Origin of the sequence: Natrononativus amylolyticus (assembly GCF_024362525.1) — an archaeon.
Classification (GTDB): domain Archaea; phylum Halobacteriota; class Halobacteria; order Halobacteriales; family Natrialbaceae; genus Natrononativus; species Natrononativus amylolyticus.
This window is the reverse complement of the sequence record NZ_CP101459.1, coordinates 62,574-76,185: the sequence shown is the minus strand read 5'-3', so window position 1 is coordinate 76,185 and position 13,612 is coordinate 62,574. Positions and strand designations below refer to the sequence as shown.

General features: G+C 63.7%; 11 protein-coding genes. 2 read left to right on the top strand and 9 right to left on the bottom strand.

Annotated features, from left to right (window positions below):
* Window positions 1-65: 65 nt before the first annotated feature.
* Window positions 66-1,832, top strand: coding sequence for a gamma-glutamyltransferase family protein (locus NMQ11_RS15815; protein ID WP_255171318.1), 1,767 nt, complete (start codon window positions 66-68; stop codon window positions 1,830-1,832).
* 200 nt (window positions 1,833-2,032) lie between these two features.
* Window positions 2,033-3,913 carry a gamma-glutamyltransferase family protein gene (locus tag NMQ11_RS15810; protein WP_255171317.1) on the top strand — a complete coding sequence of 627 codons (1,881 nt, stop codon included), beginning with the start codon at window positions 2,033-2,035 and terminating at the stop codon, window positions 3,911-3,913.
* A 308-nt stretch (window positions 3,914-4,221) separates the two neighbouring features.
* Here NMQ11_RS15810 and NMQ11_RS15805 read toward each other — a convergent pair whose 3' ends face one another.
* The 9 genes from NMQ11_RS15805 to NMQ11_RS15765 all read right to left on the bottom strand — a co-directional run bounded on the left by NMQ11_RS15805 (window position 4,222) and on the right by NMQ11_RS15765 (window position 13,511).
* Complete coding sequence (locus tag NMQ11_RS15805) at window positions 4,222-4,539, bottom strand: DUF8026 family protein (RefSeq protein ID WP_255171316.1); 318 nt, start codon at window positions 4,537-4,539, stop codon at window positions 4,222-4,224.
* Window positions 4,539-5,999, bottom strand: coding sequence for a sodium-dependent transporter (locus NMQ11_RS15800; RefSeq protein ID WP_255171315.1), 1,461 nt, complete (start codon window positions 5,997-5,999; stop codon window positions 4,539-4,541). The genes NMQ11_RS15805 and NMQ11_RS15800 overlap by 1 nt, the downstream gene beginning before the upstream one ends.
* Window positions 6,000-6,473: 474 nt before the next feature.
* Window positions 6,474-7,358, bottom strand: a complete 885-nt coding sequence (locus NMQ11_RS15795) for a hypothetical protein (RefSeq protein ID WP_255171314.1) — start codon at window positions 7,356-7,358, stop codon at window positions 6,474-6,476.
* Window positions 7,285-7,644: a hypothetical protein gene (locus NMQ11_RS15790; protein ID WP_255171313.1), complete on the bottom strand. Its 360-nt coding sequence runs from the start codon at window positions 7,642-7,644 to the stop codon at window positions 7,285-7,287. The genes NMQ11_RS15795 and NMQ11_RS15790 overlap by 74 nt, the downstream gene beginning before the upstream one ends.
* Before the next feature lie 144 nt (window positions 7,645-7,788).
* Window positions 7,789-8,907 carry an ABC transporter ATP-binding protein gene (locus NMQ11_RS15785; protein ID WP_255171312.1) on the bottom strand — a complete coding sequence of 373 codons (1,119 nt, stop codon included), beginning with the start codon at window positions 8,905-8,907 and terminating at the stop codon, window positions 7,789-7,791.
* Entirely contained in the window at window positions 8,904-9,917 is a 1,014-nt protein-coding gene (locus NMQ11_RS15780; protein WP_255171311.1) for an ABC transporter ATP-binding protein, read from the bottom strand. The genes NMQ11_RS15785 and NMQ11_RS15780 overlap by 4 nt, the downstream gene beginning before the upstream one ends.
* 37 nt (window positions 9,918-9,954) lie before the next feature.
* Entirely contained in the window at window positions 9,955-10,890 is a 936-nt protein-coding gene (locus NMQ11_RS15775; protein WP_255171310.1) for an ABC transporter permease, read from the bottom strand.
* Window positions 10,891-11,874, bottom strand: a complete 984-nt coding sequence (locus NMQ11_RS15770) for an ABC transporter permease (protein ID WP_255171309.1) — start codon at window positions 11,872-11,874, stop codon at window positions 10,891-10,893.
* Window positions 11,871-13,511 carry an ABC transporter substrate-binding protein gene (locus NMQ11_RS15765; RefSeq protein WP_345781479.1) on the bottom strand — a complete coding sequence of 547 codons (1,641 nt, stop codon included), beginning with the start codon at window positions 13,509-13,511 and terminating at the stop codon, window positions 11,871-11,873. Before NMQ11_RS15765 ends, NMQ11_RS15770 begins: the two co-directional genes overlap by 4 nt.
* Window positions 13,512-13,612: the final 101 nt, after the last annotated feature.

The window sequence follows — 13,612 nt, the reverse complement described above, 5'->3', positions numbered from 1 at the left end:
CCGGTCGGCGGCGATGGGTCCCGGCGACCCACACCGGCCGAACCGATCACACATCGACACCACACATGACACTGAATCGACGAGACGTACTGAAAGGAACGGCCGGCGCGCTCGCAGCTGCCGGCCTGCTCTCGCAGACGACTGCCGCCCAAGCGGACTGGGAGGACGAACTCGCCAGAACGATCCCCGACCCCGAGGACGTCCCCCTCGCCCGATCCGAAGGGGGCGTTGCGGCCACCTCTCACCCGCTGGCGACCGAGGCCGCCATCGAGATCCTCGAAGACGGCGGTAACGCTTTTGATGCGGCCGTCGCCGCCCAGCTCGCGCTCAGCGTCGTCGAACCGAACGGAACCGGCCTGAGCGGCGAGGCCGTCATGCAAGCGTACGTCGCCGAGGAGGACGTCACCTACGTCGTCAACGGCATGGAGCGCGCGGCGGGCGCTGCCGAGCCCGACATGTTCCTCGACGACGACGGGAACTACCTGGGTAGGCGCGAAATCTACGACCGCGGGCTGGCCCACGGCGTCCCTGGCTCGATCCGGCTCGACGACACCGCCCTCAAGCGCTGGGGGACGAAGTACTTCGACGAGGTAACCCAGCCGGCGATCGAGCTGGCCGAGGAGGGCTGGGAACTCGATCGCGAGCTCTCACTCAGGATCCACCAGACCCAGGACACCCTCAACGAGGCCGCCCGCGACGTCTATCTCGACGACGATGGCGAGCCCCTCCAGCCAGGCGACCTGCTCGTCCAGGCGGACCTGGGGAAGTCGCTGCGGCTCATCGCCGAGGGCGGTTCCGAGGTGTTCTACCATGGCGAGATCGCCGAAGCCGCAACGGAGTTCATCCAGGACCTCGGTGGGGTCACGACGCTCGACGACTACAGGCGGTACCAGGTCTCCGTCGACCACCCGGTCTGGTTCGAGTACGACGGCTACCAGGTCTCCTCGGAGTACAACGTCGGGCTCGCGCTGCGGTTGCTCGAGGGCTTCGACCTCGACGCACTCGACCCGCGTGATCCCGACCGCTACCACCTGTTACTCGAAGCAATGGACCTCGCGAACTCGGACGTCGGGGCTCACCTCGCGGACACGGACTTCGTCGACGTCCCGACGCAGGGCCTGCTGAGCGACTCCTACACCACGGAACGCCGTTCCCTGATCGACTTCGACGAGGTCAGCAGCGCAGGCGCGGGCGACCCCTGGGCCCACCAACCTGGCGACGCCTACCAGACGGACGGGCACGTACCCCAGACGCGTGAGCCCCGCACCAACCACCTTGTCGTCGCGGACGACGAGGGCAACGTCGTCGGTCTAACCAGCACCCTCGGCGTCGGCTGGGTGGCCGGTAACATGGTCCCCGGCTACGGCTTCATGCTCTCGGTGATCCAGTCGTACTTCCCGCTCTCGGGGAGCAACGCAATCGAGCCGAACAAGCGCGAGGTGGCGGGCGCGCTGGCCATGACACCGACGTTCGTCTACGAGGACGGCGTTCCGATCGCCTCCTTCGACTCGCCCGGCGCGCTCTACTCCGCACCGCTGCAGGTGCTCGTCAACGTCTTCGAACACGACATGGGCCTCGCCGAGGCCATCGCCGAACCTCGCGTGCAGGGGGCGTCGTGGGAGGACGGCGTCACCGAGGAGGTCCGTGAGGCCCTCGAAGCGAAGGGCCACGGCTTCGCGAGCGACTGGAGCGACATCGGTTCCGTCCAAGCGATCGTCCGCGATCGGCGCGGTCGGGGGCGTGACGTCTGGACCGCCGCGGCCGACCCACGCCGAGACGGCGATGCTGGCGCGGTCGACGACGGTCGCGGGCCGCCGGGGCGAGGTACCTGAGGCGACCGGCCAGGATCAACCCGGTCGCTGATCACCCGGCGCTCTGTTTCGCAGATACATCTACTTAATTCATAATGAATATAGATTTAACTATATAACTAATATCATTGCAGTAAGATTCTCTGGAAAGTCAACTGCTTTGGTTTCTAATGGCCATTTCCACTTGCCATCCAGTCGCGGGTGGCGGAGAGCCTGTACCAATGGAACGACGTACATTCATCAAAGGAACGGCGAGTACTGCAGCCGCGGCGGGCCTGCTTTCGCAGGGAGCCGTCGCTGACGAGCACGACGTCACCGAAGAGTACCCAGGGCGCGCGATCCCCCGGGGGCCGGAGGACATCCCGACGGCGCGCTCACGCCGCGGGGTCGTATCGTCGCTGCACCCGGAGGCGACGCAGGCGGGCCTGGACGTGCTCGAGGACGGCGGCAACGCCGTGGACGCGGCGGCGGTCATGCAAGCGGTGCTCGCGGTCGTCGCACCGAACTCGACGGGGCTGGCCGGCGGCGGTTTCATGACCGTCTACTCGGCCGAGACCGGCCGCACGCACCTGCTGAACTACCGCGACCGGGCGCCGACGGCCGCCTCGGGCGAGCTGCACGCCGAGAGCGGCATCGGACGGGTCCACGGCGTCCCGGGCGTCCCGCGCGGGATGGACTTCTCGCTGAAGCGCTGGGGCACCCGGGACTTCGAGGAAGTCTTCGACTCGGCGATCGACCTCGCGGAGAACGGTGTCGAAGTCGACCTCGAGTTCGCCCGCCGGCTCAACAACACCTGGGAGAACCTGGGACAGACCGCCCGGGAGGCGTTCAGCCCCGACGGCCAGGGCGAGGAGCCGCTTCAGGAGGGCGACACGATGGTCCAGCCCGGCCAGGCGAACACGATGACGCTCCTGCGTGACGAGGGCGTCGAGGCGTTCTACCAGGGCGAGATCGCAGAGGCCATCGCGGAGACCGTCCAGGATCACGGCGGCTACATGACCGTCGACGACATCGCTCGCTACCGGGTCGTCGAGGACCGCGCGAATTGGGTCGAGTTCGGCGGCGTCGACTTCGCGTTCTTCCCCTCCGTCGGGGGCTACGAGATCCCGCTGATCCTGCGGGTCCTCGAGGAACTGGACGTCGACGACCTCGAGTCGGGCACCTCCGAGTTCTACCACCGGTATCTCGAGGCGATGCGAATGGCGAACGCCGACGGGAACACGCTCGGCGACCACCACTTCGTCGACATCCCGAATCGCGGGTTCTTCTCGGACGGCTACCTCGAAGAGCGCGCGAGCCTGGTCAACCCGGACGCCCACAACCCGGCCACCCACGACGCTGGCGATCCGTGGGACTACCAGCCGGGTTCCCCGTACCGCTCCACCGGTCACCCGTCGACGGGCGAGCTCGAACACGAGCCGTTCGACCCCGAGGACCTCGATCAGACGACCCACTTCGTTGTGGCCGACGAAGCGGGCAACGTCGTCGCCTGGACGAGCACGCTGTCGGTCGCGTTCGTCTCCGGCAACATGGTCCCCGACTACGGCATGATGCTCTCGTACTCGATCGGTGGCTTCTCGCTGAGCCCCGGTCCGACGGAGCTCCAGCCGCTCAAGCGCCGCCAGACCCAGATGTGTCCGACGATCGGCCTCCGACGGGGCGAGCCGGTCGTCGCGACGGGCTCGCCCGGCCCCACGGTTGCGGCGGTCTCACAGGTGCTCACCCACCTCTACGCCTTCGATATGGACCTCGATGAGGCACTGGCCGAACCCCGCGTCGAAGCCGGCTGGGGCGGCAGCTTCGGTTGGGAGGAGACCCTCGACGAGGCGGTCCGCGACGACCTGGAGGCAAAGGGCCACAGCGCCTCCGGCTCGCCGGGCGACACCGGCATGGCGAACACGCTGATCGTCGAGCCGAACGGCACCTACGAGGCGGCCGCGGATCCGCGCCGCGACGCCTACGTCGGCGCGATCGACGACGGTCGCGGCCCACGTGGCCCGCCCGAGGACCGCCCGCGTGGCCCGCCACGCGACGTGCCACCGGAGCGTGAGGACGACGTCCCACCGGGACAGTCCGACGACGCGCCCGGCAGGGACGGCTGACCGGGCGGCGAGCACCGTCGGTGCGGTCGCTGACGTCCCGCGCGGCCCACCGAACTGACGGCCCACAATCCACAACGGCGGCCGTCAGATCGACCGACGCTGGGCCGGCGTGGTCACCTCTGGCGGAGATGGCGGACTGAGACGTACCCACCAGCGGTCGACCAGTGAGTGTGTACGTATCGCTGGGGTCGGGAAATTACAATCATCACTACCGTATGTAATACTCGATAGGTAGAGATGTCTACACAGTGGCGGTTCGACGCTCGATCAGCACCGTTTCAGGAAGAAAAACAACCCGGCCGGCGGGATCAGAGGGGTTCGAGGCGGGTGATCTCCTCGTCGGACCAGTCGTAGAAGTGCCGGTCGGTCGTCTCGAGGACCGTGACACACTCGTTGTACCGGGCGCGGGCCTCATCCGCAAGCGGATCGTCCGGGTTCTCTTCGATCCACTCGCGGAGGTCCTCGAGCGCCCGCGGCGAGTAGGTGTCCATCTGTTCCTGGTGTTTGAGGATCTCGACTTTTTGGCCCTCCTGGCGAAGCGTGCGAACGAGCGCCCAGGTCGCGACGCCCCAGAACGCGGTGAGGGTGAACACGAGCATGGCTACGACTTCGGTGGTGAGCGCCATCAGTCGTCACCTCCGGTCACGTCGGCCGGATCGGGTTGTCCGCTGCGACCCTCGACGATGGACATGATCGCGTAGCCGATGATCGGGAAGAGGACGATGACGAGCATCCCGCCGATCATCTCGGGGCTGCCGAAGTTCTCGACGGCGAAGTACGCCATGATGAAGATCATCACGGCGGGGATCACGAACTTGATCACGGGGTCCCACCACTTGCCGACGTAGATGCCGGCGTTCTGGTTGACCGCGAGCACCCGAAGTCGTTCGGGGCCGAGCGCCCACCCGATGACGCCGATGATCGCGAGCGTTGCGAGGGGGAGCCCCCAGTTCCCGAAGACGAAGTCCAGGTAGTCGAGGATGTCCACGGAGTACGCACTCGGGATGCCGAGCAGCCAGATGCCGCCACAAACGCCGAGAACGGTCTGGGTGCGATCGAATTGGGTCTCCTCGGCCAGCGTCGTGACGCTCACCTCGGTGATCAACAGCCCCGACGTGAAGGTGGCGAGGAAAAAGCCCACGAAGAACAGGATGGCGACGATCCCACCCAGCGGAATCTCGGGGAACACCTGGACGAGCGAGACGAACGCGAGGCCCGCACCGGCGTCGGGTTCGACGCCGACGGCGAAGACGATCGGGAAGATCGCCAGCGCCGCGAGGATGCCGATGCTCGACTCGCCGATCGCGGTGAACACGCCGCCGCCGAGGGGGACGTCGTCGTACTCGCGGAGGTAGCTCCCGACAGTCAACGCGATCCCCCAGCCCAGGCCGGTCGAGAACAGCGCCTGGCCGAGCGCCGCGATCCAGGTGTCGCTGTACGTCAAGAATTCCCAGTCGACCGTGAACGCGAAGGCGATCCCCTCGGTGGCGCCGTCAAGCGTGAGTCCCCGAATCGTCATGACGACGAGGGCAATCACGAGCGCGGGCACCGCGTAGACGACGACTCGCTCGACGCCGCGTCGGATACCGAGGATGAGGATCGCCGCGATACTACCCATCACGACCGTGTGAAGCCCGATCATGAGCGCCGGGTTGGCGAACAGATCGAGCATGAACGGCTCGGCCTCGAAGCCGGTTGCGGTGAACGAGAACAGCAGCGAGTGAGCCGCGTAGTACAGCGTCCACGCGATGACCGGCGAGTAGTACGACATCAGTGCGATGTTCACCAGCAGGACGACCACGCCGAGGCCGACCAGCCCACCGGGACCGAGGACGTCACGGAACGCGCCGATAACGCCCTTGCCCGTGTACCGACCGAGGGCGACCTCGGCCATCAGTCCCGGCACCGCGAGCAGGAACAACAGGACGAGGAAGGCGACGACGAACGCGCCGCCGCCGTTGTCGCCCATCACGTACGGGAACCGCCAGATGTTCCCCGCGCCCACCATGGCGCCGATCATCGCCATCAGGAACCCGAACCGAGAGCCCCACTCGGCTCGAGCCGTCTTCGCCGGTACGTCTGCCATCTTAGATCACGCTCCTTCTGTTATCATCATCTGTGATTATGGCCTGTACAGCTCCCGGTGCGAAGGGGGCCACGGTCTCCGTCATGAGTCGTTGTTTCTTCATTACTATTGTTCGTAACGTTGTGTTTTTGATATTGTACTGGCCGATTAGCTGATTTTACCTTCGTATGTGGTTCATCCCATGCTGTGGCACATAGGAACATGCAACACACTGGGTTAGACAATATTATAGTTAATGGGAATTGGCATTGAACGAGTGGGTTCGTCCGTGGCGTGTGCACGGAACTCTACCGGATACTCGAAGTCAGCGTTCGCAGCGACCACGAAGCCTTCAATCTGCAGTGACCCGCCTCGGGGCTTGACCTCGAGGCGATTCACGACTGGTGAAGGGATGGAGGCAGCGCCCGCCCCCGTCGACGAAACGCTCGATCGGGGGCTTGGTCCGTCCGGGCATCCCAGTAGCCGTGGCGGTCGTCACTCACAGACGATGCGTTCGATCAGATCCGAGCCGAACACGGGCGTGCCGTCGGCGAGTTCGCCGACGAGGTGACCCACCGTCGGGTCGTCGTCGCAGCCACAACCCATCTCGCTCGCGACGAACTGGGCCTGGACACTCCCGTCGCCCCGGCGTTGAACGCCTACGTCCGGGGCACCTCCACCCGCGGCGACCGCCTCTGGTGCGCCGAAGCGGAGCGTCGATTCGTCGATGGCGTGGGGGTCGAAGTCGTCGGTCAGCTTGAGGACGACGGGAACGCGCTGGTTCGATAGGATGTCGAGTTCGTCCGGGCGGATATCGATCGGGTGGCCGACGCGGACGGCCCTGAGCGTCGTCACACGCACGGTGGCGCCCGCGTCGGTGGTCACCGCGAGCGCGAGGTCGACGGCCTTACCCGCCGCCTCGAGGCCGACCGCGTACCGGTTCGCACCCCGATCGACGACGTCCGCCTCGTACCAGCCGTCGGCGTCCTCGAACGGGGCAGTGGCCACGCCGTGGGCGTAGTAGGCCTCGACGCCGACGATCGACGCGGATCCGGAGCCGTCATGGGTGGGGTCGAACGCGACCTCGAGGGTCGTCTCACCCGGCGGGATCCGGTTGAACGCCGAGAGGCCGGGCACGTGGACGTTGGCCACGTGCGGCGGCTGGTTCGGGCCGTCGGGATCGATCCCGGTGTCGATGACCGCGATCCGAACGCCCTCGCCGTCGACGGCGAACGCCGCGCGCGCCTCGCCGGCCCCGATCCGTGGTGCCGACTCGTCGAGGATCGCCTCGTAGGCCCGATCCAGATTAAGGAACTCGAGGTCCGCGGTGAGGGTCGTGACGTCGGCCGCTGCGCGCAGGTCTCGCTCGGGGATGCCCACGGCGACGACCGTTCGCCGTCGGGAGCGCCCGGGCGTTGGTGCCGCCGAAGGCGCCCGCGTCGGCGGCCGACACCGCCCGGTCCGCGGGGAATCTGGCGACGACCGGGATAGCGTCGTGCTCGGCGCCCGTGTAGCCGTACTCGAGGAGGTAGTCGACGTTGAAGAACGTGTGGTCGAGGGCGTCGCGGTCGACGCCGTGGGGGATGAGGTAGGTCCGTCGGGTGCCGTGAGCAGCGTGTTCTTCGAGCTCTCGGCCCGCTCTCGTGTGGTGGTGCCTCCCTGACACCTGTCGCACTGTCTACAGCCGTCTCTCTGGTCTCCTGTACACGTTCGGCGTGGGTACGCTCTCGCCGTCATCACAGCTCCGTTCGCCGGGACGGACGTCGTCCTTGGGTCGCGAACGGGTCGCTGTGTTCACCAACAGCGGTTCTCACCGCTCGATTCCGGTCGCCGAATCCTCCCCGTTGACCTCATGGTGCTCACCGGAGCTGGGTGCCTCGTCGATTCCGAGTTCCTCTCCGACCGGATGGTGGCAGGCGACCCGTTTGGTCGTGTGCGATTCCGGGCCGTTTCCGGACTCCGTCTCCTGTGGCAGGGGTTTGTGTTCGAGGGGCGGCTCTACAGTAACACACGTCTCGGATTTGTACGGACATTGCGGGTGGAACCGACAGCCGCTCGGTAGGTTGATCGGGTCAGGGATCTCGCCTTGGATCTGGCTCCCGGCTCGTCGACGGTCCGGATCGGGCTGTGGAACTGCGTCGAGGAGGGACTCCGTGTACGGGTGCGACGGCTCGTGGATGACGTCTTTCGTCGGGCCGATTTCGACGGCGTCCCCCAGGTACATGATCATCGTTCGATCAGCGAGGTAATTGATCGTCGAGAGATCGTGCGAGACGTACAACATCGCGAGATCTCGTTTTTCCTGGAGTTCGTGGAAGAGATTCAGGATCGCGGTCTGGACGCTGACGTCTAACATCGACACGGGTTCGTCTGCGACGATGAAATCCGGATCCAGGACCAGCGCGCGAGCAATGCAGACGCGCTGGCGCTGTCCGCCGGAGAGTTCAGACGGGAGTTTGTCGAGGTACTTTCCCGGATCACGAAGGCCGGCGTCCTGCAACGCTTCCATGATGCGGGCTTGGCGCGTCTCTCGATCCCGGATGCCGTGAATCGTCAGTGGCTCTGATACCAGACGCGTGACGGGAAACCGTGGGTTCAGCGCTTCGTACGGATCCTGGAAGATGACCTGGCACTTCTCCCGGAACGCCTTCATCTGGTCGGAGTCGTACTCGAGGATGTTCTCTCCGCGGAAGCGAATCTCGCCGTCCGTGGGTGGCTGGAGTCCGACCAGCAGTTCTCCAAGCGTCGATTTCCCACACCCACTTTGGCCGGCGAGCCCGAGTATCTCGCCTTCGTTGATATCAAAGCTGACGTCGTCGACGGCTTTGAGGTGCGCTGACTCGCCGAACAGCTGGGAGAGGATCCCCTGGCTGCGGGTCTGGTACAGCTTCCGAAGGTTTCGGATCTCGAAAAGCGTTGGCGCGGTCATTGCTCTGGCTCCCAGGTTTCAGCGTGTGCAGCCCGGTCCCTGAACTCACGTCGATCCTCCACATAGTGACACTTCGCTCGATGGTCCGCCGTCCCGTCGACGGTATCGAGCGGCGGCCGGGTATAACACTCGTCTGTTGAGAACGGACACCGCTCCATAAACTGACACTCACTTGGTTCTGATAGAAGCTCGGGTGGCGACCCCGGAATGCTGATGAGTTGATCCACATCGACCTCGAGCGTCGGAAACGCGTTGTTCAACCCCATCGTATACGGATGTGCACTGTGGTTGAAGATCTCGCTAACCGGGCCGATTTCGGCGATCTCACCCCCATACATCACGATGACACGATCTGCGATCTCCGCGACCACGCTCATATCGTGGGTGATGATGATCATGGAGTTGTTCAGCGACCGCTGGAGGTCGAGGATCATCTCCAGTACGTCGTCCTGGACGACGACATCGAGACCCGTCGTCGGCTCGTCTGCCACCACGATCGAGGGCTCTAAGAGCAACGAGAACGCGATCACCACCCGCTGTCGCTGGCCACCGGAGAGCTCGTGGGGGTAGTCGTTGATCCGGTTCGCATCGATGCCGACGTTCTCGAGCATTTGCTCGCTGCGCTCGAGCGCCTCCCCCTTCGACAAATCTGTATGGGTTCTGATGACTTCTATAAACTGTTTTTTGATCGGATATACTGGATCAAGTGCATTCATCGCGCTTTGGATCACATACGAGATTTCCGTTGCGCGGAAGTCCTTGTACTCGGATTCGGACAGTTGGGCGAGATCTGTCTCGTCTAGCATGATGTTGCCACCGGAGACGACGCCGTTGGAGGGGAGCAATCCAACGAGCGCTTCGGCGAGTGTCGTCTTCCCGCAGCCACTCTCGCCGACGATACACAGGATCTCCCCCTCCTGAAGGGTGAAACTCACATCGTTAACGGCGTGGATCGTCTGCTCGTCGGTTCGATATTCGATCGACAGCTCGTTTACGTCTAGTAATGTCATCGTGTACTCGTTCTGGATTCTGGGCTGGGGTGGCGAGTCATTTGACGGACCTCATCTCCGGCTGGGCGATATCTTCGATCGCTCGCGAGAGGAAGAACAGCGACATGATGAGCAACGTGAGTGCGATTCCCGGTGGGAAGACCCACCACGGCGCATAGCGGATCGCACCCGTCGCGAACGTCATCTGCAGCATCGATCCCCAACTGAGTTCCGCACCGATTCCCAGGAACGACACCCCTGCCTCGAGCAGGATCGCCGTCCCGACGGCGAGGGTACCCTGGATGAAGATGAGCGGGAGTAGGTTCGGGGCGATGTGGATGAAGATGATCCTGAGATCACTCGCACCGCTCGCCCGCGCGGCTTTCACGAACGGGCGTTCAGCGAGCGACAGCGTCTGTGACCGAATCACCCGTGCCATCGTTCGCCAGAGAATCAGGACCATCGCGATAATCACCGTCCACAGTGAACTGCCGAAGAACATCGCGACGATGAGGATGAGCGGTGTTGCCGGAATCCCGTAGAGGACGTCGACGACGCGCATGAGGACGAGGTCGACTGTCCCCTTGTAGTAGCCGGCGACAAGCCCGACGGTGACGCCGATGACCGTCACTGACAGGCCAGAGAGGAACCCGACAAGCAGGGAGGCGCGAGCGGCGAACACCCACTGGCTGAAGACGTCCTGGCCGAGGCTCGTCGTTCCGAAGATGTGGGTACTGCTCGGCGGTTCCATCCCCATTGCGGTCCCATCGGGGCTGTCGTGATAGGCCATCGGTTCGTACGGCGCGATGTACGGGGCAAAGACGGCGACGACCACGAACGTCGTGAGAACGATGAGCGCGGCGAACGCCGTTCGGTTTCGTCGGATGTCCCCCGCGACGCCGATGAGTTGCTCCCAGAATTTCTCGAGCACGATTCGCCGATTCTCCGAGAGATGCGAATCGAGAAACGTCGTGGTATCTGAGCGTCCAGCCATCTATGTCACCGTCTCCGTTTCAGTCCGTGGATCGATGATAACGCTGATCATGTCGACCAGGAAGTTCAGTGTGATGATGACCGTCGCGAGCATCAGGAACGCCCCTTGTGCAAGCGGATAGTCCTCTTGAAGCACTGCCTGCCACATCAACCGACCGACGCCCGGCCAGGAAAACACCGTCTCGATGACGACGGAGCCGCCGAACGCAAAGCCGACCGCGATCGCCCCGTAGTGTACGACGGGCAACAGGGAGTTTCTGGCCGCGTGTCTGTAGATCAAACTCCGTTCGGACAGCCCCTGGGCGCGCCCCATCTTGATGAAGTCCTCGCCGAGGACGTCGATCATGTTGTTTCGCATGATGAACGTCGGCGCGGTGAGCCAGTACAGCGTCGTCACGAGAAGCGGTAACGCGAGGTGTCGCAGGAAGTCCATCGAGAGGTATCGGTCGAGTAGCATATCTGATGAGTAGCCTGCACTCCGCATCCCGCCCGATGGCACCCACCCGAGATGAAACGAGAAGATCATGATCCCGACCATCCCGGTCCAGAACACAGGAGCGGCGTAGAACAGGATGATCGTCCCGATACCGATCGTGTCGATCAAGGTGTTTCGCCGCCAGGACAGAAACGCACCGATCGTGATTCCGATCCCAAACGCGAGCAACACCGAGGTGAGCATCAGCACGATCGTATTCAGCGTGGTATCGAGCAGGATCGAGAGAACCGGCTCGTTGCGCTGGAACGAGGTTCCGAGATCGCCCGTCAGGAGGTTCTGCATGTACGTTACGTACTGGACGTACAGTGGTTCAGTGAGGCCGTGCTGTTCGAGGATCTCCTGTCTGGCCTCCGCGGGCATCGTCGGGTCGGCGACGACCGTACTCGGGTCGCCGGGGGTCAACCGAAACAGAAAGAACAGGAGGTTCGCGACGACGAAGATCGACCCCACAGCGAACCCCGCCCGCTTGAGGACATACTGTAGCCTCATTCTGTGAATCGATCTGCTGGCGCGAGGAGCGTTCCATCATCCCATCGATAGCCCGCGTCGGAGAGGACGTCGATGGCCTCCTCGACACCACCGTCGTACGCCGGCAGGTCGGGGTTGTGCCACGCGTCGTTCGCGGGAGCGATCTGCGACGTCGCTTCCTGCCCGCGCCCTTCTAGGATCACCTGAACGACACGCTGTTTGTCGGTCACGTGGGCGAGCGCCTGACGGAACGCCTGGTCGGTGAACGGATCACGTTCGTTCTGTAACCAGACGCTCGTCACGCCGTGGGATTCTGACGCGGTCGCTTTGAGGTCCTCATTCGCCTCTGCTTCTTCGAAGTGGGTGACCTGGATCTCCTGGATGCAGTCGGCTTCTCCCTGCTCGACGGCCCCGAAGGCGGTCGACTCGGACCCGTAGAGCGACCAGACGAGCGTCTCGAAGTCGATCTCCGCGAGGGGGTAGTCGTCGTACGTTTCGTAGACGATCTGATCCTGGGGATCGTAGGTCACGAACTCGAACGGGCCGCTGCCGACGTACACCTCGTCGTCGGTGTACTCGTTGGGATGAGAGATCCCTTCGTCGTCGACGACGTCCTCCCAGATGTGTTGGGGGAGGATGTTAAGCTGGGAGAGCGAGACCGTCGTAAACGAGGCGTCGGGCTCCTCGAGGTTGAAATGGACCGTCTCATCGTCGACGACGTCGACGCTTTCGACGACGTCGTAGTAGCCAGCCATGTACGGGACCTCGTATTCCTGATAGTAGTCCATCGTGAACTGCACGTCGTCGGCCGTCAGCGATTCACCATCGTGGAACGTGATATCCTCGCGTAACTCCACTTCGACTGTCGTATCGTCCACGACCTCGATTTCACTCGCGGCGGCTGGTTCCGGTTCGCCGTCGGTTGTGTACCGAACCAGCCGCGAGAAGATCATCTTCGTCGCCTCGGCCGCTGCGTTCCCCTGGATTGCCATCGGGTGAATCGTTGTCGGCTCCTCGAGCGACGCCAACGTAAACTGATCCTGGCCATCGACCGGCTCGAGGTTGTCGAGAACCGCAACGCTCCAGTACGGATACGCACCGATCTGCTCAGTCCACCCGCCGAAAGACGATTCGTTCGCTGCGGAGAGCGCATCCTGATGGTAAATCGGGATGACGGGCTGTTCCTCGGCCAGAATCTCCTGGGCCTCCATGACTGCCTCCTGGCGGGCGTCTTCGTCCATTTCGCTTCGAATTCGATCCGCAAGTTCGTCGTACTCGTCGCTTCGGAACTGGATCGCGTTCTCCCCTTCGTCCGCGTAATCGGAGTGGAAGTTGTGCACCAGCATGAAGAACGGGTCGAGTCGGTCCGGTCGCGCGACGACCCAGAGTGTCAGGACATCGAAATCCCGATCGTACCAGCGATCGAACAGTCCGCTCAGATCCCGGATATCGACGTTCACGTCGATGCCGAGTTCCGCCCACTGGTCGGCGATCATCCCCTGCGCTTCGTTCCGAAGGGGCGCCGCGTCACGCGAGATGCCGACCCACTCGATCGTATCGAGTTCTTCGTACTCTTCGTCGTCCTCCGGTGCCGGCAGGTCGTGGTCGTCGTCGTCCTCCCCAAGACACCCTGACAGTCCAACAGCAGTCCCCGCCACTGCTGTCGCTTTAAGAAAGCGTCTACGATTGTGCATGGCGTTATCATACTCCATAGACCTAATAGTATAAAGTCGTTCGGGTAGGACCCCAGCGGATTGAG